The organism is Pseudomonas sp. 18-147 (assembly GCF_051048045.1).
Lineage (GTDB): Bacteria > Pseudomonadota > Gammaproteobacteria > Pseudomonadales > Pseudomonadaceae > Pseudomonas > Pseudomonas aeruginosa.
In genome coordinates this window covers 1,916,311-1,942,763 of record NZ_CP182296.1, presented here as the reverse complement: position 1 = coordinate 1,942,763, position 26,453 = coordinate 1,916,311, and the positions used below count along the sequence as shown (strand labels likewise).

The following is a 26,453-nucleotide window of genomic DNA, read 5'->3' as shown; positions in this document are numbered from 1 at the left end:
TCTCGGGGCGACGATTCAGGTCGTAGCCGCCCAGGTAATGCCACTCAACATCAAAATGAACAGGGCGCAGTCGAACAGCGCCTCGTGCCAGACCCAGCGACGCAACGGCGTTTTCTGGATCAGCACCCGCAGCGCGGCGGTGGCCGCCAGCGCCAGCAGGGCATAGACGAACAGCGGGCTGAGGTAGACGCCGCCCCAGGCCGATTCATGCAGACTCATGGCTTTCCTCCTGATGGCACCACTGCTGCCAGGTGAACAGCAGTTGCGCCAGGGCCGCGCGCGCCAGGCGGCTGGCTTCGTCGTCGTGGCGAGCGTCACGCTCCAGGGCTTCGCGCAACGGCAGGCTGATCCGCTCCAGGCGGTCACTGCGCGGACCCGCGGGACCGGCCTCAAGCAGTTCGCCCAGTTCCCCGAGGAAGCGGTCGCGCGCCTTGCGCAGGACGCCACGGGCGCCTTCCAGGCAGGCCCGCAGGTGGATCAGTTCGTTACCCAGGTCGAGCGCCAGGAGGCCATCGTCCCAACGCCGCCGCTCCTGCTCCGGCAACAGGTTGGCGTGCCGCGCCAGGCGCAACAGGCGGTCGGCCATGCGCCCGCCGAACCAGTTCTCCGCCTGCGCCAGCGGGCGCCGGGTGAGGCGGCCGAGATCGACGCAGGTGGCGTCCAGCAGGCGTCGGGTCAGCCAGCCCGGACGCAAGGTCAGCAAGCGGAAGATCACCACCGCGAAGCCGACTCCGATCAGCACGCCCTGGGCGGAATTCAGCAGGGTCGCGAGGTTGTAGTCCATCTGGTTGCGCGGCGCGACCAGGACGATGAAGTGGATCGCGAACGAGGTGGCGGTGCCGGCGGTAACCGGTACGGCCATGCCCAGGGTGGCGAAGAACAGCGGCACGCCCATCGCCAGGCAGAGCAGCGGGAAGCCATTCCACTGCGGCAGCAGCCACTGGCTGACCAGCATCGCCGCCGGGATCGCGTAGACGATGCCGCGCAGGAAGCTCAGGCCGATGGCCACCGCGTTGTCGCGGTTGGCGAACAGGCTGCACACCACCGCCGCCAGCAGCATCGCGCCGGACGCCGCCGGCCACGCGGTATAGATCCAGTAGACCGACAGCCCGAGCAACGCCAGGGCGCTACGCGTACCGTAGAACAGCGCCATCTGCAGGTCGCGGTGCCAGGACAGGGTACCGGCGCTGCCCACCCGCCCCTCGACCTCGCCGCTGGCCACCGCGCGCATGCCCTTCTCGGCATTCACCGCCTTGAGCAGCAGCACCGAGCAGCGGGTCAGCAGGTACCGCTGGTCGTTGCTCCACTGCGGCTCGACCGCGACCTGCGCCAACTCCTCGCGCAGCGCCTGCATCGACGCCGGATCGGTTCCTTCCAGGGCGCTGGCCAGCGCGGCCAGCCAGCGCTCCACCCGGCGCTCTTCCTCTTCGCTCAGCCGCGCCCGTTGCCGGGCCACGCCGCGCGCGGTGCGCAACAGGCTGAGCAGGTCGCGCGAGAGCAACGCCAGGGCGCCGGCCCGGCGCCGCCCGCGCTCGCCTTCGAACCAGGCATGGTCGCGCTGCGCATCGACCTCGACAATCTTGCTCAGCGCGTTGAGCAGCCCCTGCGGCTGCCGCTGGCGCGGGTCGATCTCGCCGCGCGCGGCCTGCATGCCCAGCAGCCAGGTGGCGTGGGCCTGCTTGTCGAGGTTCTGCTCGACCCGCTGCGGCCAGAGGATCGCACTGACCGCCGAGGCGCAGATGATCCCCAGGCAGATCTCGGTACAACGCGCCACCGCCTGCTCGAAGACCAGCAGCGGCTGGTCCACCGCCGGCAGGCCAATGATCGCCACCGTATAGCCGGAAAGTACGAAGGCATAGGAAACGTGGTTGCGCAGGGAGGTCGAGGCCGCCGTGCAGAGCCCCAGCCAGAGCGAGATGGCCAGCAGGAACAACCAGGGCGCCTGGGCGAACAGCGCGATCATCAGCACCGACATCGCGGTGCCGACCAGGGTGCCGAGCAGGCGGAACAAGCCCTTCGCCACCACCATGCCGGACAACGGCTGGGACACGATCAGCACGGTCATCAGCGCCCATTGCGGCTGCTCCAGGTCGAAGCGAAAGGCGCACCACAACGCCAGGCCGCCGGCCAGGAGCGTCTTGATGGCGAACTTGAGCGCCAGCGTCGAGGGTGCCAGGAACGGCTTCCAGTGAATGGGCACAGGGTCTTCCGAAACGGGGTCTACATCAGCATAGATAGCCGGCGAACGCCGAGGCGATATGTGCAGCCTATATTATTAGGCTGCTAACAATATCGTCCAGCGACATTCGTAGTATCCCGATCGCTGCGCCGGTGTTTTTCCAGGCGCAAAAAAAACGGGCGACCGAAGTCGCCCTAAGTGCCTTGCGTGCTCTGTGTATCCGGGAGGATCAGCCTTTGCGGCTATGGGAATCCTTCCAGATGAAGTAACCGACCCCACCGAAGAAAGCGACCATGAGGCCTACTGTAAGAATCCCTGCGAGAACCACTTCGTCGATGAACATGTTGATGGCCTCCAGTTGCCGGTTGGGTGTTGCTCGATGGGCTCAGATTAGCGAGGCGCGGCGGCGCAACATTGACCTGGATCAATCGCCCGGACGGGCTTTTTCGGCCAGGTGCATGACACTGACCCAGGTCAAGTTTCGCAGGAGGGAGAATGCGGTCGGACGCCGCAGATAACCGGGAAAAACCTGCCCGATCGCCGCACGTTGCCCGCAGGAATGCGCCGCCGGCGAACGCGGCGGCGGAGGCTTCAGCGCTTCTTCGGCTTGCCTTTCGGCTTCTTCCGCGGCTTGCCCAGCGGCAACACCTGTTCGAAGGCCTTGCGGACCTCCTGCAGGCGCTTCTCGTGCACGTCGTGGATGCGCTTGTCGCGCTCGGCGCTGAGGTCGATCACCTTGTCGTCGTCGTTCATAGCTGGGGGTACACCAGGCGGAAGGTCAGGTTCAAACGGGGCATGCAGGAGCGGCGGGTCTTCGCCACCTGATGTTGCCAATGATGCTGGGTTGCGCCGCGCATGACCAGCAGGCTGCCATGGGTCAGTTCCAGAGAGTGGGCGATGCGGGTCTGGCCCTTGCGCCGCAGGTCGAAGCGGCGGCTGCCGCCGAGACTGAGCGAGGCGACCAGCGGATCGCGGCGCAGCTCTGGCTCGTCGTCGCTGTGCCAGCCCATGGAGTCCTGGCCGTCGCGGTAGTAGTTCAGCAGCACGCCGTTGACCCGCTGGCCGACCTCGCGCTCCACGCGCTCGCGGATCTCGCCGAGCAACGCGGTCCATGGCAGCGGCCGGTGGACCTGGCCGGAATAACGGTAGGCGGCGTCAGGGTCGCCGTACCAGGCCACCAGGCGCGGGGTCGGATGTTCCTCGCCATGGATGCGCAGGATCGGCTGTTCCCAGGGCGTTTCCTGTTCCAGGCGCAACAGCCAGGCGCTCGCCAGCGGCGCATCCAGCCAATGCGGGAGATAGCGCAGGTCGGCGTCCGGCAGGGTCAGGGGTGCGTCGGCGAACAGGTCCATGGGCCGCAGGTTACTACGCCGCAAGGCCGCTGCTGAAGCCTGGAAAACCAGGGTTACACTTCGATGTCGATCAATTGTCCCTTGCGCGGCAGCTCGTCCGCCTGGGCGCTCTCCCCCGCCTCGTCAGCCGGCGCCTCGTCCCCCTCGTCGCTCCGCGCGTGCGCCTCGCCGCCCTGGCGGCGCTGGCGACGGCGGTATTCCTCTTCCAGCCAGCTTTCCTCGTCGCGCTCCTGGCGCAAGGCGACGCCATCGCTGCCCGCGCCAGCCTGGGTCGGCGCGACCGGCGGCGTGGCCGGACGGGGCTTGGGCGGGTCCTGCTGGACGGTGACCGGGATCAGGCCCTGGGGGATCGGCGGAAGCATGCAGGCAACCTCTCTGGGTAGTGCCGCGTCATGGGTTCTCGCAGCGTGCCGGTTTGCGGCGTTCTTCTACAAGGGTTATCGGTCGACCCGCCGCTCGACTTGAGAACCAGCCGCCAGGCGGTCGCTCCCGTACCGACGGACGGCTCTCCGACGAAGCCGTGGCGCAACACGCAATCCATCGCCAAGCGTCGCTCAACGCCACGCGTTGCGGTACCATACCCGGCTTTTTTGGGAGGTGGACATGGCGCAGTATCAACCGGGGCAACGCTGGATCAGCGACAGTGAAGCGGAATTGGGCCTGGGGACCATCCTGGCCCAGGATGGCCGCCTGCTCACCGTGCTCTATCCGGCGACCGGCGATACCCGCCAATACGCCTTGCGCAATGCGCCGCTGACCCGCGTGCGCTTCGCCCCCGGCGATGAAGTGACGCACTTCGAAGGCTGGAAGATGACCGTTCGCGAGGTCGAGGAAAGCGAGGGCCTATTGGTGTACCACGGCCTCACCGCGCAGAACGAGCAGCGCACCCTGCCGGAAACCCAGCTCTCCAACTTCATCCAGTTCCGCCTCGCCAGCGACCGTCTGTTCGCCGGACAGATCGATCCCATGCCCTGGTTCTCCCTGCGCTACCACACTCTCGAACGCCGCAGCCAACTGCTCCAGTCCTCGCTCTGGGGCCTCGGCGGCGCCCGCGCCCAGCCGATCGCCCACCAGTTGCACATCGCCCGCGAAGTCGCCGACCGCATGGCGCCGCGCGTCCTGCTGGCCGACGAAGTGGGCCTGGGCAAGACCATCGAGGCCGGCCTGATCATCCATCGCCAGTTGCTCTCCGGCCGCGCCGGGCGGGTGCTGATCCTGGTCCCGGAAAACCTCCAGCACCAGTGGCTGGTGGAGATGCGCCGGCGCTTCAACCTGCAGGTGGCCCTGTTCGACAAGGAGCGCTTCGCCGAAAGCGATGCCAGCAATCCCTTCGAGGACACCCAGTTGGCCCTGGTCGCCCTGGAGTGGCTGAAGGAAGACGAACGCGCCCAGGACGCCCTGTTCGCCGCCGGCTGGGACCTGCTGGTGGTCGACGAAGCCCACCACCTGGTCTGGCACCAGGACCAGGTCAGCGCCGAATACGCGCTGGTCGAGCAACTGGCGGAGATCATTCCCGGCGTCCTGTTGCTCACCGCGACCCCGGAGCAACTCGGCCAGGACAGCCACTTCGCGCGCCTGCGCCTGCTCGATCCGAATCGTTTCCACGACCTCGAAGCGTTCCGCCGGGAGAGCGAGCAATATCGTCCGGTCGCCGAAGCGGTGCAGGAACTGCTCGACCACGGCAGTCTTTCCGCCGGCGCGCGCAAGGCCATCCACGGCTTCCTCGGCAGCGAGGGCGACGAGCTGCTGGCCAGCGTCGAGGGCGGCGATGAAGAAGCTCGCTCGCGCCTGGTCCGCGAGCTGCTCGACCGCCACGGCACCGGTCGCGTGCTGTTCCGCAACACCCGTGCCGCCGTGCAGGGCTTCCCCCAGCGCGAACTGCACGCCTATCCGTTGCCGATGCCGAGCCAGTACGAGGAATTGCCGGCCGGCGAACACCCGGACCTGTATCCGGAAGTGAATTTCCAGCAGCAGTGGGAAGACGGCGACGACAACAACCGCTGGTGGCGCTTCGACCCGCGCGTCGAGTGGCTGATCGATACCCTGAAGATGCTCAAGCAGTTCAAGGTCCTGGTCATCTGTGCCCACGCCGAGACGGCCCTCGACCTGGAAGACGCCCTGCGCCTGCGTTCGGGCATCTCCGCCACGGTGTTCCACGAAGGCATGAGCATTCTTGAGCGCGACCGCGCCGCCGCCTACTTCGCCGACGAAGAGTTCGGCGCCCAGGTGCTGATCTGCTCGGAAATCGGCAGCGAAGGCCGCAACTTCCAGTTCGCCCACCATCTGGTGCTGTTCGACCTGCCGGCCCACCCGGACCTGCTCGAGCAGCGCATCGGCCGCCTCGACCGGATCGGCCAGCGACACACCATCCAGTTGCACGTACCGCACCTGGAGAACAGCGCCCAGCAGCGCCTGTTCCAGTGGTACCACCAGGCGCTGAACGCCTTCCTCAATACCTGCCCCACCGGCAACGCCCTGCAACACGAGTTCGGCCCGCGCCTGCTGCCGCTGCTCGACGGCGGCGAGGACAAGGCCTGGGACGCGCTGCTCGCCGAAGGCCGCGCCCGTCGCGAAGCCCTCGAAGCGGAGCTGCACAGCGGTCGCGACCGCCTGCTCGAGCTGAACTCCGGCGGCGCCGGCGAAGGCGAGGCGCTGGTGGAGGCCATCGAGGAACAGGACGACGACTTCGCCCTGCCGATCTACATGGAGCGCCTGTTCGACGCCTACGGCATCCACAGCGAAGACCATTCGGAAAATGCCCTGATCCTCAAGCCAAGCGAGAAGATGCTCGACGCCGGCTTCCCCCTCGGCGACGACGAAGGCGTGACCATCACCTACGACCGTGCCCAGGCGCTGGCCCGCGAGGACATGCAGTTCCTCACCTGGGAACATCCGATGGTTCAGGGCGGCATGGACCTGGTGCTGTCCGGCTCGATGGGCAACACCTCGGTGGCGCTGATCAAGAACAAGGCGCTGAAGCCCGGCACCGTGCTGCTCGAACTCCTGTTCGTCAGCGAGGCCGTGGCACCGCGCGCCCTCCAGCTCGGCCGCTGGCTGCCGCCGCAGGCCCTGCGCTGCCTGCTCGACGCCAACGGCAACGACCTGGCCGGCCGGGTATCCCTGGAAACCCTCAACGACCAGCTGGAAAGCGTGCCACGGGTCAGCGCCAACAAGTTCGTCCAGGCCCAGCGCGATGTGCTGGCCAAGCAGTTCGACGTGGCCGAGGGCAAGATCGTCCCGCGCCACGAGGAACGCGTGGCCAGGGCCAAGCAGCAGTTCGCCGCCGCCATGGACGAGGAACTGGCGCGCCTGACCGCGCTCAAGGCGGTCAACCCGAGCGTCCGCGACAGCGAGCTGGACAGCCTGCGCACCCAGCGCGAGGAAGGCCTGGCCCTGCTCGACAAGGCCTCCCTGCGCCTCGAGGCGATCCGCATCCTGGTCGCCGGCTGACGCCCGGCAACGGCTGCGCGAAACGAGAAGCCATGGGCCTCCCCCATGGCTTCTTTCATTTCATTTCCAGCGAAGGCCGCAACGGCGAATGGCCGCGCGGCGACCGTTCGCCCCGTTCCCCGGCCCCCGCCGGGCCGCGAGCCAGGCATCGCAGCGGAATCGCGACGGTCGCCCTGCGACTTATTGACCTCCGGCAAAGGTCCGCCGGCCGCGAGGGTCTACAGTGTCCTTGAAGTTTCAAGAACGCCCGGCGGGCGGACACTCACTCTGGAGGGACACCTTATGTACGATCGCATTCTGGTAGCCGTGGACGGCAGCCCGGTCTCCGACCGCGCCCTGGAAGAGGCCATCAAGCTGGCCGGCCTCAGCGGCGGCAAGCTGCGCGTCATCACCATCGTCGACAGCCCGCTGCGCCACCTTCCCGACTACGCGGTGTACTACAACCCCGAGCCGCTGCGCGAAGCCGCGCTGAAAGCCGCCGATGACGTCCTGGCCAAGGCCCGCGAGAAGGTCGAGGCGAGCAACGTCGAAGGCGCCACCTTCGATCGCGTCTGCCAGGAGCGCGCCAGCGAGGAAATCGCCGAGCGCATCGAGCTCGAGGCCCAGGCCAGCGATGCCGACGTGGTGGTCATGGGCACCCATGGTCGTCGCGGCATGCGCCGCCTGATGCTCGGCAGCGTGGCGGAAGGCCTGATCCGCGTGGCTTCGCGTCCGGTCCTGCTGGTCCGCGACAAATAAGGCGAAAGCCGACGAAAAAGGCCGTGGGGGGAATCCTCCACGGCCTTTTTTCTTTCAGCCCCCGTCGCTCACTGGGCTGCCCTGGGCGCGCGGCAACTGGCGAAGATGTCCAGCGCCGGCTGGTACAGCGAAGTCTGTACGTCCAGCAGGCCGAGCACCGAGTGGAACAGGTTGTCGTGGCTCAGGTCCTTGTCGTCGCGCTTGCCGTCCAGGCAACTGCGCTGGATGCCCCAGTTGCCCAGCGCCTGCGGGGCGAACCACATGACCATCGGCACGTGGATCTGCGCCTGGGGCGCGATCGAATAGGGCGCCGCGTGCAGGTAGACGCCATTCTCGCCCAGCGACTCGCCGTGGTCGGACACGTAGATCATCGCCGTATCGCGCTTGTCGGCATTCCGCTTGAGCAATTCGATCACCTTCGTCAGGAAGTGGTCGGTATAGAGGATGGTGTTGTCGTAGACGTTCACCAGCTCTTCCTTGCTGCAACTGCCGAGCTGGTTGGTCCGGCATACCGGCTGGAAGCGCTCCATCTCCTTCGGGTAGCGCTCGTAGTACTCGGGACCGTGGCTGCCATCGGAGTGCAGGACGATGATGGCGTCGTCCTGCAGGCCGTCGATGTACTCCTGCAGGCCTACCAGCAGCGACTCGTCCAGGCAGTTCTTGCCGTCGCAGAACGGACTCGGCTGGGTCTTCGGGATGTCCCGGTTGGGCACCCGCAGGCAGGTGCCCTTGCAGTCGCTGTTGTTCTCCAGCCACAACACCTGCACGCCGGCACGCTGGAGAATGTCCAGCAGGCCTTCGTGGGTCTTGGCCTTCTTGTCGCTGTAGTCCTCGCGCGGGTACTGGGAGAACATGCAGGGCACCGAGACCGCGGTGGAAGTGCCGCAGGAACGGACCTGGGTGAAGTTGACGATGTCCTGCTTGCTCAGCTCCGGGTTGGTCTCGCGAGCGTAGCCGTTCAGCGAGAAATGATCGGCACGGGCGGTCTCGCCGACCACGAACACCAGCAGCGATTTCTTCTGTCGCTGCAGCGCAGCCGGCGCCTGGCGGGCGTCCAGGCCGATCGGCTCGACCACCAGGTGTTCCTTGATCACCAGGCGCTGCTTGGCGTACTTGCCCACCGCGTAGATGTAGTTGGTCGGGTTGATGAAGTGGGTCAGCTTGTCTTCCTCGCGGAAGATCGGGGCGTAGGTGGAATAGAAGCTGCCTACCATTACCGCGACGATCAGCAGGCAGCCGAGCAGCGTCAGGATCTTGTTCAGCAGGCCGCGGAAGAACGGCCGGTAGCGTACCGGCCAGAGCCAGATCAGCAGCGAAGGCAGGACACCGAGCAACAGCAGATAGCCGAGCAGGGTCGGGTTGACCAGGTCGCCGGCCTCGGTGGCGTTGGTCTCGAAGACGTTCTGCACCATCACCGTGTCGATGCTGATGCCGTAGCTGCCCATGAAGTAGGTCGCGCCGGCCGAGCACAGGGCGACCAGGGTCAAGGCCGGCTTGAGCAGCGGGCGGAAGGAAACCAGGGTCAGCAGGAGCGTGAAGGCGGCCCACAGGAACGCCGCGAACGAGGCGAAGAACGCGAAGCCCTTCAAGCCTTGCAGCGGCACCAGGCCATGCAGGGCCTTCCAGGTCGCCGCGTTGTAGAACACCACCAGAACCAGCGCGAACAGCATCACCAGCCGGGTCGAACCGATAGCCGGCAAGAAACGCTTGATACCCCCACCCATTGAAGCAACTCCTGAAACGTAACGGACCGCCGCCACCCCCCGTGGCGGGGCGCCCGAACTCTATCGGGCGCCTGGTCAAAATTTCGTGAAGCCTCGCGAGCCCTCGCGGGCGCAGCGATCATGCCCGTGGCGATGGAGCCGGAACAAGCTCAGCTATGCCTTTTCTCCCCGGGAAAATGCCGAAACCGGCCGTATGTCGGCGGCCAGCGACTTCCTTCCATGCCGACCTTGCAGGTGGCTCCCGCTATCTATACTGGAAGCACAATGCCACCCCCATCCCCAGCCCGCGCCCGCGCCGTCCGCGGGTTTTCCGTGTCCAGGGAGACACCGCTATGGATTGGCAAGGCCTGCGCTTCCTCGGAGAGTCTCCCGTCGACGGCTACGTGCTGCAGAACTGCACCTATTCTCCGTCGCTGGTGGCGCTCGCCTTCCTCGTCGCCTGCCTCGCCGGGTACACGGCGCTGGACATGGTCGAGCGGGTCGGCAACAGCCTGAGCCACCCGCGCCGCTGGCAATGGGTCGGGGCGTTCTGCCTGGGCAGCGGCATCTGGGCCACGCATTTCGTCGCCATGCTCGCGTTCCACGCGCCGATCGCCCTGCGCTACGACCTGCCGATCACCGGCCTGTCGCTGCTGATCGCCGTCGCCGCCTCGTACCTGGCGATGTACATGACCGCCCGCCCGCGCTTCGGCCTGCTGCCCTGCCTGCTCGCCGCCTGCTGCATCGGCCTGGGCATCGCCGCCATGCACTACACCGGGATGGCGGCGATGCGCTCGGTGGCCACCCAGTACTACCAGCCATCGCTGTTCGCCCTTTCGGTACTGATCGCCATCGGCGCCGCCTTCACCGCCCTCGCCGCGGTCCCCTACCTGCGCGGCCGGCGCAGCGCGCGCTACCGCTACATGAAACTGATCGCCAGCCTGCTGCTGGCCGGCGCCATCGCCGCCATGCATTTCACCGGGATGGCCGCGCTGGTGCTCAGCGTACCCGCCGGCACGCCGCTGGAACTGCAAGCCAGCGCCGACTCGCTGCGCCTGGGCTGGCTCACCGGAGTGCTCGCCAGCGCCATCGCCGCCTGCGGCATCTGGGCCGCATGGTCGGAGAAACAACGGGAGCGCCGGCTCAGCGAAAACAGCCGGGTCAACGCCCTGCTCAACCAGCTCGACCACGCCCACGCCTCGCTGCGCCAGATGGCTCGCTACGACAGCCTGACCGGCCTGCAGAACCGCATGGCATTCAACGAAGTGTTCGTCCAGCACCTGCAGAATTGTCGCCTGAGAGGCAAGGGCCTGGCGGTGATGTTCCTCGACCTCGATCACTTCAAGCGGATCAACGATTCCCTCGGCCACGACTCTGGCGACCAACTGCTGAAGATCGTCTCCGAACGCATCCGCAGCGTGTTGCGCGATAGCGACGTGGTGGCGCGCTTCGCCGGCGACGAGTTCTGCGTGCTCGCCGACCTCACCCAGGACCACGAGGCGCACATCCTCTCGCAACGCCTGATGCAGAAGATGAAGGAACCCATCGCCCTGGACGGGCGCACCCTGGTGATGACCGCCAGCGTCGGCGTCAGCCTCTACCCGAACGACGGCGAGCAGTGCGAGGAGCTGCTGAAGAACGCCGGCCTGGCCCTGCACCAGTCCAAGGCCTGCGGGCGCAACAACGCGCAGTTCTTCAGCCGGCAACTGCTGGTGCGAGCGACCCAGGAACTGCAGATGGAGGAGGAACTGCGCCAGGCCCTGCGCGACGACCAACTGGAGCTGCACTACCAGCCGATCCTCGCCCTCGCCGACGGCGAGGTACACCAGTTGGAGGCATTGGTGCGCTGGCGCCATCCGACCCAGGGCCTGCTCGGTCCGGACCGATTCATCGGCCTGGCCGAAGCCAACGGCATGATCGACCAGCTCGACGACTGGGTGCTGCGACGCGCCTGCCGCGACCTGCGCAGCCTGCACCTGGCCGGCCACGAACGGCTGCGGGTGCCGGTCAACTGCTGCGCCAGCAATCTCGGCCGGGCCAGCCTAGTCGACGAAGTCCGTCATGCGCTGGAGCAGGCCGGGCTGGCGGCGTGCTTCCTCGAACTGGAGGTGACCGAGGACGCGCTGATGTACAACATCGACCAGACCATCCCGCTGCTCGAACGCCTCCGCGAGCTGGGCGTCAGCCTGTCGATCGACGACTTCGGCACCGGCTATTCGTCGCTCGCCTACCTGCGGCGCCTGCCGCTGGACGCGCTGAAGGTGGATCGCTCGTTCATCATGGACATCCCCGCCTCGCAGCGGGACATGGAAATCGCCCAGGCGATCATCGCGATGGCCCAGAAGCTCCATCTGAAAGTCGTCGCCGAGGGCGTGGAGACTCCGCAGCAACTGGCGTTCCTGCGGGAGAACCATTGCGAGCTGGTGCAGGGCTACCTGTTCAGCCGGCCGCTGCCGCTGGCGGCCCTGGAAGAGTTCCTCCGCGCCTACCGCTTCGACGCCGCGCCGCCGCTGCGCAGCCTGAACCAGGCCTGAGGTTCACTCGACGGCGGTCCGGTATTGCTCCACCAGGGTCGCCGGATCGCGTTCGAGATAGCCCTGGCTGCCGTGCAGACGCATCAACTGCGCGGCCAACCCGCTCATCGGGGTGGCCGCGCCTTGCTCGCGGGACAGCTTCACCGCGGTATCGAGATCCTTGAGCAGGGTCCGTACGTGCCACTTGACCGGCTCGTAACGGCTCTCGGCCATTTGCGGGGCGAGGATCTGCAACGGCTTCGAGTCGGCGAAGCCGCCCGCCAGCGCCGGAGCGACCAGGCTGGCGTCGACCCCGGCCCGCTCCGCCAGCGCCACCACTTCGGCGATCACCAGGGCGTTGCAGGCAACGATCATCTGGTTGCAGACCTTGGTCACCTGCCCGGCGCCCACCTCGCCCATGCGCGTCAGGCGCTGGCCGAGCCGGGAGAGGACCGGCCGCAGGCGTTCGATATCCGCTGCGCGTCCGCCAGCCATGATCGCCAGGCTGCCGCTTTCCGCGCCCGGCGTGCCGCCGGAGACCGGCGCGTCGACCCAGCGCACGCCGCAGCGCGCCTCCAGCTCGGCGGCCATCTCGCGGGTGGCGGCCGGCTCGGCGCTGGAGAAGTCCACCAGCAACTGCCCGGGCCTGGCGTTCTCGACGATGCCGCCGGCGCCGAACACCACTTCGCGCACCGCCGCGGTATCGGCCAGGCAAAGCATCAGGATTTCCGCGTCGGCGGCCAGCTCGGCCGGGACCTCGACGGCTTTCGCGCCCTCGGCCGCGAGCAACTCGCGTTTGCCCGGCGAACGGTTCCACACCGCCAGCGGATAGCCGGCGGCCAGCAGCCGGCGGCACATGGGCACGCCCATCAGGCCGAGACCGGCGAAGGCAAGGGAAGGCAGGGAAGCGGACATGGCGAACTCCAATACGCAGCGAATGGGCACGGGGAGCGCCATATTACCCGCGAGGCGCCGGCGAGCAACGCCGCGACGGCTGCCCAAGCGGGCCGCGCACCACTATACTCCCCGGGTTTTTTCCGCCATTGAACCGGAGAACTCTCCCATGTTGAAACGCTCCCTGGCGCTCGCCGCCGGCATCGCCCTGTCCCTGTCCGCCGCGCTCGCCCACGCCGAAACCCTGAAAGAACTCAAGGTCTCGGCGATCCCCGACGAGGCGCCCACCGAGCTACTGCGCAAATTCAAGCCGCTCGGCGCCTATCTGGAGAAGCAACTCGGCATGCCGGTGAAGTTCGTCCCGGTGGCCGACTACGCCGGGGTGGTCGAGGCGCTGGCCGCCGACCGCCTGGACATGGCCTGGCTGGGCGGCTTCACCTTCGTCCAGGCGCGGCTGAAGACCGGCAACGCCATTCCCCTGGTGCAGCGCGAGCAGGACCAGCAGTTCACCAGCAAATTCATCACGGCCGATCCCCAGGTGAAATCCCTGCAGGACCTGAAGGGCAAGACCTTCGCCTTCGGCTCGGTCTCCTCCACCTCGGGCAGCCTGATGCCGCGCTACTTCATGCAGAAGGACGGCATCGTCCCCGAGCAGTTCTTCTCCCGCGTCGCCTACTCCGGCGCCCACGACGCCACCGTAGCCTGGGTCCAGGCCGGCAAGGTCGACGCCGGCGTGCTGAACGCCTCGGTCTGGCAGAAGCTGGTGGACAGCGGCAAGGTCGATACCGCCAAGGTCAAGGTCTTCGCCACCACGCCGACCTACTACGACTACAACTGGACCGTGCGCGGCAACCTCGACCCGGCCCTGGCCGAGAAGATCAAGCAGGCCTTCCTCGCCCTCGACCCGGCGAAACCGGCCGACAAGGAGATCCTCGACCTGCAGGCCGCCAGCCGCTTCATCGAGACCAATCCGGACAACTACAAGGGCATCGAGGAGTCCGCACGCGCCGCCGGCCTGCTGAAGTGAGCCTGAGCCTCGACGGCGTGGACCTGGTCCACGCCGACGGCCAACGCGCCCTTGCCGACATCCGCCTGCGCCTGGCCGCTGGCGAACGGGTGGCCCTGATCGGACCTTCCGGCGCCGGCAAGACCAGCCTGCTGCGGGTGCTCGCCAGCCAATGGCGGCCCAGCGCCGGCCGTGTCGAACTGCTCGGCGAGGAGCCCTGGGCGCTATCCGCCGCCGCCCGCCAACGCCTGCGCGCGCGCATCGGCCTGGTCCACCAGGCACCACCGCTGCCGCCACGGCAGCGGGTGGTCAGCGCGGTACTGGCCGGGCGCCTCGGCCAGTGGCCGCTATGGAAGAGCCTGGTCAGCCTGGTCTATCCGCTGGACCGCGCCGGCGCCCACGACGCACTGCAACGCCTGGATCTCGGCGACAAGCTGTTCCAGCGCTGCGACCAGCTTTCCGGCGGCCAGTTGCAGCGGGTCGGCATCGCCCGGGTGCTCTACCAGCGCGCCGAGCTGATCCTCGCCGACGAACCGGTCTCGGCCATGGACCCGGTGCTCGCCGGCCATACCCTGGCCCTGCTCAACCGCGAGGCCGCCGCGCGCGGCAGCACCCTGCTGGCCAGCCTGCACGCGGTGGACCTGGCGCTGCAACACTTCCCCCGGGTGATCGGACTGCGCGCCGGACGCATCGCCTTCGACCTGCCCGCCGGCGAAGTCGACCGCGCCGCGCTGGACGCCCTCTACGCCAACGAACAACTGCAGGCCGAGCGCGCCAGCCCGGCCGGCGAACCCGCCGTGGTGCACATCCCACGATGCTGAACGCCGCTTCTCCGCCGCGCGACCCCGCCGCCCTGCCGCGCCTGCTGCTGACCCTGGCCACGTTGCTGCTGCTCTGGCCGGGGCTGCGCCTCAGCGAACTGGATATCCCCGGCCTGTTCAGCGGCGACAACGCGCGCACCATGGGCGGTTTCCTCGCCGGCTTCTGGCCGCCGGCACACGATCCCGGGTTCCTCGCCCTGCTCGGCCGCGCCACCCTGGAAACCCTCGCCATCGCCACCGCCGGCATGGCCCTGGCCTGGCTCCTGGCGTTTCCCGCCGCACTGCTGGCGACCCGCGCCCTGTCGCTCTCGGCACTGCCGCGCGGCGGCCTGCCGGCCTGGTGGGCACGGGCACTGCGCTGGCCGGTGCGCGGCCTGCTGATCCTCCTGCGCAGCGTGCCGGAAATCGTCTGGGCGCTGCTGTTCGTCCGCGCCGTGGGCCTGGGCCCCACCGCCGGGGTGTTGGCCATCGCCATCACCTATGCCGGCATGCTCGGCAAGGTCTACGCGGAAATCTTCGAGTCGGTGGATCCGCGCCCCACCCGCGCCCTGCTGCTGGGCGGCGGATCGCGGCTGGCGGCGTTCGCCTACGGGGTGCTGCCGAACGCCGCCGGGGAAATGATTTCCTACACTGTCTATCGCTGGGAGTGCGCGATCCGTGCTTCGGTGGTGATGGGCTTCGTCGGCGCCGGCGGCCTCGGCCAGCAGATCGACCTGTCGCTGCGGATGTTCGCCGGCGGCGAGGTTGCCAGCATCCTGCTGACCTTCCTCCTGCTGGTCCTCCTCGCCGACCTGCTGAGCCGCTTCCTGCGCGGGAGGCTGGCATGAGCCGGACCTGGCGCCTGCTGCTCTGGCCGCTGCTGGTGGTGGCCGCGGTGGGCGCCTCGTTCGCCTATCTGGACATGGACACCGCAGGTCTTTTCAGCGGCAAGGGACTGGGCCAGATGGCCGCCTACGCCAGCGAGTTCTTCCCGCCCGACCTGTCCGCTCCGCACCTGCGGGCGATTGGCCGGGGGCTGCTGGAAACCCTGGCCATGTCGGCCATCGGCACCCTGCTGGCGGCGCTGCTCGGCCTGCTCTTCGCGCTGCCGGCGGCAGGTCGCTTCGGCGTGCCGGCGCAGAGCCTGGCGCGACTCCTGCTCAATGCGCTGCGCGCGGTGCCGGAGCTGGTCTGGGGCGCGCTGATGGTGCTGGCGGCCGGGCTCGGGCCGAACGCCGGGACCCTCGCCCTGGCGCTGCACACCGGCGGCGTGCTCGGCCGGCTGTTCGCCGAAGCCCTGGAGAACACCCCGGCGCAGCCCGCCGAGGCCTTGCGCCTGGCCGGCAGCGGACGCCTCGCGGCATTCGCCTATGGCACCCTGCCGGGGGTCTGGCCGCAACTGGTGGCCTATACCCTGTACCGCTGGGAGAACAATATCCGTATGGCCAGCGTGCTCGGCTTCGTCGGTGCCGGCGGGCTCGGGCAGATGCTCTATTTCAGCTTGAGCCTGTTCCAGCAGGCCCAGGCCGCCACGGTGATCCTGGCCATGCTGGTCCTGGTGCTCGGGGTCGACAGCCTGAGCGCCTGGGCGCGGCAGCGCTGGGTCAGCCAATAGGAAAACGCGCCGCCGCGCCCGTTCGAGGAAATTTATGAAGCCCGCCGAAGATCAGGCATCATCGGTGCTCGGAGCCATCAGGGAGGCACCCCGCCTCCAGGTGTCCAGGGAGAGGAAGGAACCATGCGCAAACCACTGCTATCCGCATTACTGCTGGGCCTGCTGGCCCTCGGCGGCTGCAGCCTGCCCCAACAGCAGGCCGGCGCGCCGACCGAGCAGCGGCTCGGCACCCAATGGGGCGAAGGCGTCGCCTCGCCGGTCACCTCGGTGGCCCTGCGACGTCTATCGGAGCAACCGGTCGATCGCCGCCAGGTGTTCTACAGCGCGAGCCGCTTCGATGGACGTGCCATCAAGGAACTGCCCCTGGCCAAGGGCAGGGTGGGCTTCGCCGTACTCGACGAGGATGGCGGCAAGTTCGACCTCGTGCAGCACCGCAGCACCCTGCAATTGCAGGGTCGTGAAGGCCAGCGCTACCGACTGTGGCTGAACAACCTCGGCAGCGCGACCTACGAGGTGGTCGCCACGGTAGACGGCCTGGACGTGCTCAACGGCCAGCCGGGCAGCCTGAAGAACCGCGGCTATGTGCTGGAACCGGGCGAGAGCCTGGTGATCGAGGGCTTCCGCAAGAACGAACGGGAAGTCGCGGCGTTCCGCTTCGCCAGCCCCGACGATGCCTACGCCAGCAACAGCGCGGCCGGCGACAGCCGCAACCTCGGCGTGATCGGCGTGGCCCTGTTCGAGCTGGACGCTCCGGCCAGCGGTCGCGAGGCGCCGGCCGACGGACCGCAGGCATTTCCCGCCGACGCCCGGAACGGCGGCGGCTACGCGCCGCCACCACGCTATCGCGACTGAGGCATCTTCACGAAAACTGCGCGGCGGCGTTCCTTCATAAGCAATCCATCTCACAGGAGCCGCCGATGAACCGCTTTTCACTGCCCCGCCCCGACGCACGCCAGTGCGTCGCCGGCCTGGGTTTCTCCGCCCTTCTGCTGCTGGCCTCCTCGGCCAACGCCGCCGCCTGCCGCGACATCACCAGCGTGCAGCAAAGCGCCGACGCCACGCGCAATACCTCGATGGGCGGCCACGTGACCCAGCACATCTACGGGATGACGCCGCCGTCCGGCTCGTCGCAGAAAGACAAGACCCTGTTCAAGTCGAGAGGCAACTACGACGCGGCCTGGCGCCAGTACGGATACATCGACAACCCGGTGGCCTGCAGCGGCAACAGCAAGTTCCAGGTGGTTTCCCTGGAGAAGCTGCACATGGGCAAGATCGATGCCTACTCCTGCAAGCAGGCCGACGGCCAGGGCGTCTGCACGCGCTGGGATACGTACATGGCCAAGGAGATTTCGTACGGTTTCGTCCTGAAGGACGGCAAGTGGATCCTCAATACCCTCTACCCGGTTCCCCTCGACTAGGGCGCAGGCCGTCCGCGCCGGCCGCCCCATTGCAGGGAGCCGGCGCGGCCGTCCGGGTCAGAAGGTCAGCGTGCCCAGGCCCATGCCCGGGTCGCTGAAGCCGGAGCGACCATCTTCCATGCGACCGCTGAAACGCCGCAGGAAGCTGTCCGCCCCCTGCGCGCTGACGCTGAAGTCGTACCAGTTGCCGCTGCTGCGCAGCGAATAGCGGACTTCCCGACGCTGTCCCGGCGGCACGTTGACGGTACGCCGCTCGCCCTGGCGATAGACGTTGTCCTTGACCGTCAGCTTGACCGGATGGCGGCCACGGTTGATCAGTTGCACGCGCAGGTTGCCGAACGGCGGCTCGTAGTCGATCCGCACTTCCGGCAGCGGCGCCTTGCGCTCCGCCAGGTCGCGCCGCAGGTTGCCGCGAAAGACCCGGAGGAAACCGTTCGGACCGTGCACTTCCAGGTGGTAGTCGCCGCTGGCGTCGCCCTGGAAGCTGTCGTGCAGGCGCTTGCGCGCGCCGACGGTGTAGCGTTTCGGCGGGTTCTCGCTGTCGAGCAGGTCGAACACCTGGAACACCGCGCCGGCCTTGCCGGTGTTGGCGAAGGTCAGGCTCAGCGCATCTCCGCCGCTGCGGTAGCGCGCATGCACGCCCAGCTCGTAGGGCAAGGCGCGGGCCGGACGGATGCCCATTTCCTGCTTGGGCATGGCGGCCACCGCCGGCGGCTTCGGCTTCGGCAGCTTGATCTGGCTGGCGACGATGGCGTCGGCCTGGCTGGTGTCGGGCAGTTCGGGGAACGGCTCGTTGTTCGGGTTGGCGAAGTTGAACGCCGAGGTCAGGTCGCCGCAGACGGCACGACGCCAGGGACTGATATTCGGCTCCATGACCCCGAAGCGCTGCTCCAGGAAGCGGATCACCGAGGTGTGGTCGAACACCTGGGAGTTGACCCAGCCGCCCTTGCTCCACGGCGAGATCACGTACATCGGCACCCGCGGGCCGAGGCCGTAGGGCTGGTTGCGATAACGGATATCGCCCTTGGTGTGCCATTCGAGGGTGGCGTCGGCGGTGGTCTTGCCACGCAGCGTGCCGTCCTTGTTCAGGCTCGGCGCGGCCGGCGGGGCGACGTGGTCGAAGAAGCCGTCGTTCTCGTCGAACATCACCAGCAGCGCGGTCTTGCTCCAGACCTCCGGGTTGGCGGTCAGCGCGTCGAGTACCCAGGAAGTGTACTCGGCCCCCCAGATCGGGCTGGACGGGCCGGGGTGTTCGGAGTACTTGGCCGGGGCGACGATCCAGGACACCTGCGGCAGGCTGTTGGCCAGCACGTCGCGCTTCAGCGCATCGAGCTTCCAGGTGCTCAGGCCGTTGACGATCAGCGGCGAGTCAGGCGCCGCGGCGCGGTACTGGCGGAAGCCGATCAGCGGGTTGTCGGAGAAGTTGTCGGCCATGTCCTGGTAGACCCGCCAGGTGATGCCGGCAGCCTGCAGGCGCTCGGGATAGGTGGTCCAGGTGTAGCCCTGCTCCACCGGGCCGTTGCTGTCGTGGTCGTTGGTGGTTACCGGACCACCGTGCTGGCCGAGCGGGTCGTTGGTGCCGGTCCAGAGGAACAGCCGGTTGGGGTTGGTGCCGCCCTGGAACGAGCAGTGATAGGCGTCGCAGATGGTGAAGGCGTTGGCCATCGCGAACTGGAAGGCGATGTCCTGCTCCTTGTAGTAGCCCAGGGAACGCTCGGTCTTGGCCGGCAGCCACTTGTCCATGCGCCCTTCGTTCCAGGCCTGCTGGGCGTCCGGCCAGGTGTGCGGGGTGCCGTCGACGCGCTGGGCGCTGGTGGTGCTGGTGTCGAAGTGGTAGGGCAGGATCTCGCCCTTGCTGCCCTTCTGGTGCCAGACCCGCTGGCCATCGGGCAGCGGGATCGCCATGCGGTCGCCGAAGCCGCGGACGCCCTTGAGGGTGCCGAAATAGTGGTCGAAGGAGCGGTTCTCCTGCATCAGGATCACCACGTGCTCGACGTCCTTGAGGTTGCCATGCCGGCGGTGCGCGGGAATCGCCAGGGCCGCCTGGATGCTCGACGGCAGCATGCTGGTGGCGACGGTGGCGCCGACCGTACCGGCGGCCAGGCGGATGAAGCTTCTTCTGCTTTTCGAAATCATCGGGGGACTCACCAGGTCAGGGTGTGGCACAGGGCTGCCGAGCGCATCCATGACGCCCGCAGGCTCACTCGGCAGCAAGCTGTTCGAACCCCGACGACGCTAGTGAGGGAAAAAGACGCTTTGGTTTCAACACGCTTTGCAACAACTATTCATGCCAACTTCATCACAATTTGAGATCAATATTTTGGTCTAGGCCAGATTCCACTTGACAGCCTTCGCCGGCACTCTCCTCACGCTCTTCCCCGCCATTGCAGGAGCAATACCCCCGCCACCACCAGCGCCAGGCCGAGATAGCCCTCCCAGGACAAACGGCGCACCGGGAAACCGGCCCAGCCGAACTGGTCGCAGAGGGCCGAGACCAGCATCTGCCCGGCCACCACGCACGCGATGAAAGTGGCGGCACCCAGGCGCGGCGCGACCAGGATCGCCACCGTCAGGTAGGCCGCGCCGAACAGCCCGCCGAGCCAGCTCCACCAGGGCGCGCCGCCGAGGCTGGCGGTAGCCGGCAGCGGCACCCGCACCAGCAGCAGGCCCAGGCTGACCACCCCGAGGCTGACGCCCAGCGAAGTCAGGCTGGCGCTCAGCGGATGGCCGAGCAGGCGCCCGAGCAAGGCGTTGCTGCCGGCCTGCAGCACCACCATGCCGCCCACCGAAACTGCCATCAGTACCATCAGATAATTGGGCATGCTGATTCTCCTCCTCCGGCCCTTGCCTCTGGAGCAGAGTTTTTGCTATCCACTTCGCGAATGGAAATCGATAGTTGGTACACCTTCCATGCAGCAGATTCATGACCTACGCCGTATCGACCTCAACCTGCTGGTGGTGCTCGACGCGCTCCTCAGCGAGCGCCACGTGTCCCGCGCGGCGCAGCGCCTGGCCATGTCGCAGCCGGCGGTCAGCCACGCCCTCGGGCGTCTCCGCGAACTGTTCGGCGATCCACTGCTGGTGCGGGTGAAAAGCCGCATGCAGTTGACCAGCCTGGCGCTGGAGCTGGCGCCGAAGCTCCAGGCCAGCCTCGACCAGGTACGCGGGGTGATCGGCGGGCCGACCTTCGAACCGGTGCGCAGCCGACGCCACTTCCGCCTGGGCATGTCCGACTACGGCGCCTGGGTGGTGCTGCCGGCGCTGCTGCGCCAGCAACAGGCGCTGGCGCCCGGGGTGAGCTTCGGGATAGTCCAGGAACCGCGCCTGGAAACCGCCCGTCAGGTCGCCGAAGGACAGCTGGACTGCGCGCTGGGGGTATTCCCCCTGCTTCCGGAGGGCGTGCGCGCCAGGCGCCTGTTCGAGGAGCGTTTCGTCTGCGTCTGTCGGCGCAGCCTGTTCGACCGCCCCGACGGCCTGTCCCTCGACCGCTACCTGGCGGCCCGCCACGTGCGCGTCTCGCTACAGGACAACCCGGCCGAGGAAGTCGACAGCGCCCTGGAAAAACGCGGCCTGCGCCGGCAGGTGGCGCTGACCCTGCCGCACTTCACCGTGGCCCCGGCGCTGCTGGCCGGCACCGACCTGGTACTGACCATCGCCGAACGCACCCTCGAAAGGTTGCGGCTACCCGAGGAACTGGCGCTCTGCGAGCCGCCGCTGGCGATCCCGCGCTTCGACTATGTGCAGATCTGGCGCGGCGACGCCGAGCGCGAAGCGGCCGGCGCCTGGCTGCGGGAACAGATCCAGGCGGCGGCGCGGAAGATCTGAAGAAGAGTCAGGAAGGCTTTTCCAGCTTGCGCAGCATCTCGCCGACACGCTCGCCGAGCATTTCGTTGGCCGACAGCTTGAGGCCGCGCGCCAGTTCCACCTGGACCACGTGTTCCGCCAGCGGGCGCAGGCGCAGGAACACCTTGGCCAGCTCCTGCAGGTCCGGCGCCCCGGGCAGCAGGTCGGTGCCGCGGCCGTCCACCAGGTGGGTGACGATCAGGCGGACGATCCCCGCCGCCAGATGCTCGGTGTCGCTGCGCAACTCGCCGAGTTGATCGAGCAGCGCCTCCAGCGGGATGCCGCTGCGGTACAGTTCCAGCCCGGCCTGGAACAGCCGTGGACTGGGGATCTTCATGCGCTCGCCGTCGAACAGCAGCAGGCCCAGCGCCTGGGCCTTGTCGATCACCCGGTCGTTCAGTTCGTCGCCGAAGATCGCCTGGAGTTCGTCGAAGCCGATGCTGCCGGGCGTCTCCAGGTTCCACTCGCCGATGATCGCCTGGTCCAGGCCGAGCACATGGTCGAGGTCGCGGCCCTGTTCCCAGGCTTCCAGCAGTTCCTTGATGTTGGCGCTGGAATAGCCGCGCTCGAGCAACTGGCTGATCAGCCGCAGGCGCTTGAGATGACTGTCGAAATACACGCCGACCCGGCCGCGCCGCTCCGGCGGCGGCAGCAGGCCGCGGTCCTGGTAGGCGCGTACGTTGCGCACGCTGCTGCCGGCCGCGCGAGCCAGTTCGTCGACGCTGTATTCGCGGGCATCCTCGGCGGACGGCTGCTCGCCACGTTGCAGCAGGCGCTGCAGGAGGGTCAGGGGTGTGCTCATGGAGGCGGATCATAACGAGGCCCGCCGAACGGCCACAACCTCCGGGGGCGCAACGCTCTTTGCCAGCGTCCGGATGCGCGGGCGCCAACCAAAGACTGGACTCGTCGGTCAGCCGCTTCTCCGGCACCACCGCCAAAACCCGGGGGAAACGTCCCGAGCCTTCTGCCCCGGGCCTTCCGGCGCCGGTAGCAAGTGCCGTAACACCGGCGTGAAGAGACTTCCCAGGGCTGGCGCAACGCCTGCTTATGGGCCAGCATCAACCATGACATCAATCAATGTCACAATAACGACAAGCCAGCCTGGAGAGAGCCATGTCCCAAGGCGCCTGGGTACCCACTCCCGACGATCTCGATCACTTCCGCCAGGTCCAGCGACTGGCCTATACCTGCTGCGAAACCATCCACGGCGAACTGCGCGCCGGCATCAGCGAGAGGGAAGCCGCGGCGCTGATGAAGACCTGGCTGCAGGATCATGGCGTCGACGACTGGTTCCACCAGCCCTTCGCCTGGTTCGGCAGCCGCACCTCGTTCAAGGGCTTCGACGGCCTGCGTCATCTCGGTGGCTTCAACCTGGCCTTCTACCCCGGCAAGCAGCGCCTGGAGGAAGGCATGCCGTTCATCCTCGACTGCGCGCCGACCCTCGGCGCCTATACCGCCGATGTCGGCTACTCCGGCGCACTAGGCCACAACCTGTTGCAGGAGCGGCTGATGGACGACCTGCTGATACACCGACGCACCATCCTTGACCTGGTCCGCGAACGGCGCCCCCTGGCCGAAGTCAGCCAGGCGGTCGACCGGCTCTGCGTGATCCAGGGCACCCTGCCACGGCACAAGGCCTATCCCTTCGAAGTGCTCGCCCATCGCGTGGAAAAGCTCGGCAACCGCCGCGGTCCCTCGGTGGCGCGCTTCGGCGTGCGCAACCTGTACACCCTGACGCGCAACGCGCTGGTCACCGGCAAGCGCGAAGGCTGGTCGCCGCTGTGGTCCAGCGGCAAGCGCTCCGAGCACCCGCCGACGCCCGGTCTCTGGGCGGTGGAACCGCACCTGGGGCTACGCGGGGTGGGCGCCAAGTTCGAAGAACTGCTGGTGGTCACCGAAGACGACGCCTACTGGCTCGACGACGACCTGCCGCACGTCCGCCGCTGGCAGGCGCGCGGCCTGCTGCCGCAAGCACGGGAGGCCGCATGAACGCGCTCCTCGCCCTCCCCGACCTGCAGCCGGAACGCCTGTTCGTGCAATCCGGCGACGTGCGCCTGGCGGTTCATTGCTGGGGCGCGCCGGACAACGGCAAGCCGACGCTGCTGATGGTGCATGGCTACCCGGACAACCACGAGACCTGGCTGCCGCTGATCCGCCAACTGGCCGGGCGCTACCGCATCGTCGCCTACGACGTGCGTGGCGCCGGCGCTTCGGACAAGCCACGCTGGAGCCGCGACTACCACCTGCAGCGGCTCAGCGAAGACCTGCAGGCGGTGATCCGCGCCACCAGCCCGGACCGCCCGGTACACCTGCTGGCCCATGACTGGGGCTCGATCCAGACCTGGGAAAGCGTCACCGATCCGCAGTGCCGACCGCTGATCGCGTCCTATACCTCGATCTCCGGGCCCTGCCTGGACCATGTCGGTTTCTGGATGCGCGAACACCTCAGGCAGCGCAGTCCGAAGGCCCTGAAAGCGGTATTCGGCCAGTTGCTCCACTCCTGGTACATCGCCTTCTTCCATACCCCCGTCGTACCCGAGCTGCTCTGGAGCGCCGGCCTGGCCCGGCTCTGGCCGCAGTTCCTGAAGCACGCCGAAGGCGTCCGCCATCCGCAGGTCAACCCGACCCAGGCCAGCGACGGCCGGCACGGGGTCAAGCTGTACCGCGGCAACTTCATCCGCAGCCTGTTCCGTCCGCGCAAGCGCCACACCGAAGTGCCGGTGCAACTGATCGTACCGACCCGCGACCGTTACGTCGGCGCCCAGCTGTTCCAGCACCTCAGCCTGTGGGCGCCACGCCTGTGGCGGCGCGAGGCGAGCGTCGGCCATTGGCAACTGCTGGCCGAGCCGGAGCAACTGGCCGGCTGGCTCGGCGAGTTCATCGACGCCCAGGAAACCGGCGAGTCGCCGCCGGCCCTGCAACGCGCCCAGGTCCGGCCCGACGCGCGCTCGATGAACGGCAAGCTGGTGGTGGTCACCGGCGCCGGCGGCGGCATCGGCCGTTCGACCCTGCTCAGCTTCGCCGAGCGCGGCGCCAGCCTGCTCGCCGCCGATCTCGATCTGGAAGCCGCCGAACGCAGCGCCGAACTGGCCCGCGCCCTTGGCGCCACGGCCCATGTCTACCAGGTCGACGTCGGCGATACCCAGGCCATGGAGACCTTCGCCGAGTGGGTGCGCGACACCCTCGGAGTCCCGGATGTGGTAGTCAGCAATGCCGGCATCGGCATGGCCGGACCGATGCTCGACACCTCGCCCGCGGAATGGGAGCGCCTGCTGCGGGTCAACCTGTGGAGCGTGATCGACGGCTGCCGCCTGTTCGGCCGGCAGATGATCGCGGCGAACAAGCCGGGGCACCTGGTCAATGTCGCCTCCGGCGTGGCCTTCGCGCCGTCGCGCAACTACCCCGCCTACGCCACCAGCAAGGCCGCGGTACTGATGCTCAGCGAATGCCTGCGGGCGGAACTGGCCGGACGTTCGATCGGAGTCACCGCGGTGTGCCCGGGCTTCGTCGATACCGGCATTGTCCAGGCCACCCGCTTCGTCGGCATGGACGCCGAACGCCAGGCACGGCGCCAGGCGAAGATCCAGCGCTTCTACAAGCGACGCCGGCTCAGCCCGGACACCGTCGGGGAAAAGCTGGTGCGCGCCGTGGAGCGCAACAAGGCGGTGGTCTCGGTGGGCAGCGAGGTGCACCTCGGCGCCCTGCAATGGCGCTTCGCGCCCTGGGCCACGCGGTTTCTCGCGCGCTTCGACCTGACTTCCTGAGAGCCTGCCATGAGCGAATTCCACCACAAGCTGGTCCAGCGCAAGGTCCGCTTCGACTTCAGCGATACCCCCCTGCACTGGGTTCCCGGCGAAGCGGAAGCGTCCCAGGTGATGAACGTCCTGCACATGCTCCTGCCTTCGGGCGAACTGTGGTTCTGCCGCCTCTACAACAAGGCCCTGCCGTTGGTTAGCGACGCCCGCCTGCGCGACGACGTGCAGGGTTTCATCCGCCAGGAAGCGATGCATTCGCGGGCCCACGACGGCGCGATCCAGCGCTACCTGAGCAGGTTCGACATCGACTCCAAGCCGTTCACCGACAAGATGGATTTCCTTTTCGAACGCCTGCTCTGCGACTACCCGCTGGGGCAGAACCGCCTGACCCGCGCCCTCGACGGCTGGTGGCTGCGCCAGCGCTGCGCGATCATCGCCGCGGTGGAGCATTTCACCTGCGTGCTCGGCAAGTGGGTGCTGGAGGCCCGGGAGCTGGATCGCCGCGGCAGCGACCCGGTGATGCTCGACCTGCTGCGCTGGCACGGCGCCGAGGAAGTCGAGCACCGCAGCGTCGCCCACGACCTGCACGTGCATCTGGGCGGCAGCTTCGTCACCCGGCAACTGACCATGCTGTTGGTCATCGCGATACTGGTCTACCTGCTCGCCGACGGCACCCGCACCCTCCTCGACCAGGACCCGAGCCTGCGCGGCGCCAAGCGCCAGGGATTCCTACGAACCTGGTGGCGGCTCGGCAAGCAGGGCCTGCTGCCGAACCTCGCGCGCACCTTCCGCGACGTCGCCCGTTACTTCAATCCCTGGTACCACCCCGAGCACGAGGCGAATACCCAGGAAGCCCTGGAATACCTGGCCAACTCGCCGGCGGCCCGGCGCGCGGCGAACGCCTGAAAACAATTCACTGGAAATACCGGCAAGCGCCGCGGAAGCTGGAACTTTCCCGGCGCTTGTCCATTGTTACGTCAGGTCGAGTCAAACGAGGCCGGCAGACGGAAGGTAATTTCCGTAAGCCTGAAAAATGTCGTTCGATAGAATGATTGAAAATAACGGGCGCGCGACGTGAGACTTTGCAAAAGCCAGCCATTCTTGCTGATGGCATTTTGAGAACAAGCAAAATAAAAGTAAGAAAAGTTACCCTATCGATCGGAAATTAAAGAAAGAAAAGCGAGCGA

Annotated in this window: 24 protein-coding genes; 13 read left to right on the top strand and 11 right to left on the bottom strand. The window is 67.6% G+C overall.

Annotated features, from left to right (window positions below; genetic code table 11):
• Nucleotides 1-15 precede the first annotated feature (15 nt).
• The 6 genes from ACM0M4_RS09380 to ACM0M4_RS09355 all read right to left on the bottom strand — a co-directional run bounded on the left by ACM0M4_RS09380 (nucleotide 16) and on the right by ACM0M4_RS09355 (nucleotide 3,893).
• A complete protein-coding gene (locus ACM0M4_RS09380; protein WP_003091655.1) occupies nucleotides 16-219 on the bottom strand; it encodes a DUF1656 domain-containing protein in 204 nt (67 codons plus the stop codon).
• Complete coding sequence (locus tag ACM0M4_RS09375; RefSeq protein ID WP_003113160.1) at nucleotides 206-2,200, bottom strand: FUSC family protein; 1,995 nt, start codon at nucleotides 2,198-2,200, stop codon at nucleotides 206-208. The genes ACM0M4_RS09380 and ACM0M4_RS09375 overlap by 14 nt, the downstream gene beginning before the upstream one ends.
• Before the next feature lie 208 nt (nucleotides 2,201-2,408).
• Complete coding sequence (ccoM, locus tag ACM0M4_RS09370) at nucleotides 2,409-2,522, bottom strand: cytochrome c oxidase subunit CcoM (protein ID WP_003091657.1); 114 nt, start codon at nucleotides 2,520-2,522, stop codon at nucleotides 2,409-2,411.
• A gap of 248 nt (nucleotides 2,523-2,770) precedes the next feature.
• A complete protein-coding gene (locus ACM0M4_RS09365; RefSeq protein WP_003091659.1) occupies nucleotides 2,771-2,932 on the bottom strand; it encodes a hypothetical protein in 162 nt (53 codons plus the stop codon).
• Nucleotides 2,929-3,531, bottom strand: coding sequence for an alpha-ketoglutarate-dependent dioxygenase AlkB family protein (locus ACM0M4_RS09360; RefSeq protein ID WP_003117590.1), 603 nt, complete (start codon nucleotides 3,529-3,531; stop codon nucleotides 2,929-2,931). Before ACM0M4_RS09360 ends, ACM0M4_RS09365 begins: the two co-directional genes overlap by 4 nt.
• 53 nt (nucleotides 3,532-3,584) lie before the next feature.
• Nucleotides 3,585-3,893, bottom strand: a complete 309-nt coding sequence (locus tag ACM0M4_RS09355; RefSeq protein ID WP_003091664.1) for a hypothetical protein — start codon at nucleotides 3,891-3,893, stop codon at nucleotides 3,585-3,587.
• A 235-nt stretch (nucleotides 3,894-4,128) separates the two neighbouring features.
• Between ACM0M4_RS09355 and rapA the strand changes: the two genes are divergently transcribed.
• Together rapA and ACM0M4_RS09345 are read left to right on the top strand one after the other, a co-directional pair.
• Nucleotides 4,129-6,981 carry an RNA polymerase-associated protein RapA gene (gene rapA / locus ACM0M4_RS09350; protein WP_395578515.1) on the top strand — a complete coding sequence of 951 codons (2,853 nt, stop codon included), beginning with the start codon at nucleotides 4,129-4,131 and terminating at the stop codon, nucleotides 6,979-6,981.
• Between the two features lie 282 nt (nucleotides 6,982-7,263).
• The gene (locus ACM0M4_RS09345; RefSeq protein ID WP_003091672.1) at nucleotides 7,264-7,719 is read left to right on the top strand and encodes a universal stress protein; all 456 of its coding nucleotides are present in this window, start codon (nucleotides 7,264-7,266) and stop codon (nucleotides 7,717-7,719) included.
• A 68-nt stretch (nucleotides 7,720-7,787) separates the two neighbouring features.
• On the opposite strand, the gene ACM0M4_RS09340 is transcribed toward ACM0M4_RS09345, so the two are convergent.
• The gene (locus tag ACM0M4_RS09340) at nucleotides 7,788-9,443 is read right to left on the bottom strand and encodes a phosphoethanolamine transferase (RefSeq protein ID WP_003091675.1); all 1,656 of its coding nucleotides are present in this window, start codon (nucleotides 9,441-9,443) and stop codon (nucleotides 7,788-7,790) included.
• Between the two features lie 332 nt (nucleotides 9,444-9,775).
• On the opposite strand from ACM0M4_RS09340, the gene ACM0M4_RS09335 reads away from it, so the two are divergent.
• Complete coding sequence (locus ACM0M4_RS09335; RefSeq protein ID WP_434324210.1) at nucleotides 9,776-11,956, top strand: putative bifunctional diguanylate cyclase/phosphodiesterase; 2,181 nt, start codon at nucleotides 9,776-9,778, stop codon at nucleotides 11,954-11,956.
• 3 nt (nucleotides 11,957-11,959) lie between these two features.
• Here the strand turns inward: ACM0M4_RS09335 and ACM0M4_RS09330 are convergent, their stop codons facing one another.
• Nucleotides 11,960-12,850: an NAD(P)-dependent oxidoreductase gene (locus ACM0M4_RS09330; protein ID WP_003113156.1), complete on the bottom strand. Its 891-nt coding sequence runs from the start codon at nucleotides 12,848-12,850 to the stop codon at nucleotides 11,960-11,962.
• Between the two features lie 148 nt (nucleotides 12,851-12,998).
• On the opposite strand from ACM0M4_RS09330, the gene ACM0M4_RS09325 reads away from it, so the two are divergent.
• From ACM0M4_RS09325 to ACM0M4_RS09300, 6 genes are all read left to right on the top strand, one after another.
• Entirely contained in the window at nucleotides 12,999-13,856 is an 858-nt protein-coding gene (locus tag ACM0M4_RS09325; RefSeq protein WP_003113155.1) for a putative selenate ABC transporter substrate-binding protein, read from the top strand.
• The gene (locus ACM0M4_RS09320; protein WP_003119655.1) at nucleotides 13,853-14,656 is read left to right on the top strand and encodes a phosphonate ABC transporter ATP-binding protein; all 804 of its coding nucleotides are present in this window, start codon (nucleotides 13,853-13,855) and stop codon (nucleotides 14,654-14,656) included. The genes ACM0M4_RS09325 and ACM0M4_RS09320 overlap by 4 nt, the downstream gene beginning before the upstream one ends.
• Nucleotides 14,650-15,483 (top strand): PhnE/PtxC family ABC transporter permease, encoded by an 834-nt coding sequence (locus tag ACM0M4_RS09315; protein WP_033998655.1) that lies wholly within the window; start codon nucleotides 14,650-14,652, stop codon nucleotides 15,481-15,483. Before ACM0M4_RS09320 ends, ACM0M4_RS09315 begins: the two co-directional genes overlap by 7 nt.
• Nucleotides 15,480-16,250, top strand: a complete 771-nt coding sequence (gene phnE, locus ACM0M4_RS09310; protein WP_003091685.1) for a phosphonate ABC transporter, permease protein PhnE — start codon at nucleotides 15,480-15,482, stop codon at nucleotides 16,248-16,250. Before ACM0M4_RS09315 ends, phnE begins: the two co-directional genes overlap by 4 nt.
• A 123-nt stretch (nucleotides 16,251-16,373) precedes the next feature.
• Nucleotides 16,374-17,102, top strand: coding sequence for a hypothetical protein (locus tag ACM0M4_RS09305; RefSeq protein WP_003113151.1), 729 nt, complete (start codon nucleotides 16,374-16,376; stop codon nucleotides 17,100-17,102).
• A 65-nt stretch (nucleotides 17,103-17,167) separates the two neighbouring features.
• A complete protein-coding gene (locus ACM0M4_RS09300; RefSeq protein ID WP_003091690.1) occupies nucleotides 17,168-17,668 on the top strand; it encodes a hypothetical protein in 501 nt (166 codons plus the stop codon).
• A 57-nt stretch (nucleotides 17,669-17,725) separates the two neighbouring features.
• Here ACM0M4_RS09300 and ACM0M4_RS09295 read toward each other — a convergent pair whose 3' ends face one another.
• On the bottom strand, nucleotides 17,726-19,804 hold the full coding sequence (locus ACM0M4_RS09295; RefSeq protein ID WP_058169207.1) for a phosphocholine-specific phospholipase C: 2,079 nt from the start codon (nucleotides 19,802-19,804) through the stop codon (nucleotides 17,726-17,728).
• A 230-nt stretch (nucleotides 19,805-20,034) separates the two neighbouring features.
• Complete coding sequence (locus ACM0M4_RS09290; RefSeq protein WP_003091697.1) at nucleotides 20,035-20,490, bottom strand: DMT family transporter; 456 nt, start codon at nucleotides 20,488-20,490, stop codon at nucleotides 20,035-20,037.
• Nucleotides 20,491-20,578: 88 nt separating this feature from the next.
• Between ACM0M4_RS09290 and ACM0M4_RS09285 the strand changes: the two genes are divergently transcribed.
• The gene (locus tag ACM0M4_RS09285) at nucleotides 20,579-21,493 is read left to right on the top strand and encodes a LysR family transcriptional regulator (protein ID WP_003113148.1); all 915 of its coding nucleotides are present in this window, start codon (nucleotides 20,579-20,581) and stop codon (nucleotides 21,491-21,493) included.
• Between the two features lie 7 nt (nucleotides 21,494-21,500).
• On the opposite strand, the gene ACM0M4_RS09280 is transcribed toward ACM0M4_RS09285, so the two are convergent.
• Nucleotides 21,501-22,313 (bottom strand): MerR family transcriptional regulator, encoded by an 813-nt coding sequence (locus tag ACM0M4_RS09280; protein ID WP_003113147.1) that lies wholly within the window; start codon nucleotides 22,311-22,313, stop codon nucleotides 21,501-21,503.
• A gap of 311 nt (nucleotides 22,314-22,624) precedes the next feature.
• Between ACM0M4_RS09280 and ACM0M4_RS09275 the strand changes: the two genes are divergently transcribed.
• From ACM0M4_RS09275 to ACM0M4_RS09265, 3 genes are read left to right on the top strand one after another with little or no spacing between them, the layout of a single operon-like run.
• Nucleotides 22,625-23,500: a M24 family metallopeptidase gene (locus tag ACM0M4_RS09275; protein ID WP_003091703.1), complete on the top strand. Its 876-nt coding sequence runs from the start codon at nucleotides 22,625-22,627 to the stop codon at nucleotides 23,498-23,500.
• Complete coding sequence (locus ACM0M4_RS09270; RefSeq protein ID WP_003117579.1) at nucleotides 23,497-25,275, top strand: SDR family oxidoreductase; 1,779 nt, start codon at nucleotides 23,497-23,499, stop codon at nucleotides 25,273-25,275. Before ACM0M4_RS09275 ends, ACM0M4_RS09270 begins: the two co-directional genes overlap by 4 nt.
• Before the next feature lie 9 nt (nucleotides 25,276-25,284).
• On the top strand, nucleotides 25,285-26,172 hold the full coding sequence (locus tag ACM0M4_RS09265) for a metal-dependent hydrolase (RefSeq protein ID WP_003113144.1): 888 nt from the start codon (nucleotides 25,285-25,287) through the stop codon (nucleotides 26,170-26,172).
• Nucleotides 26,173-26,453 lie beyond the last annotated feature (281 nt).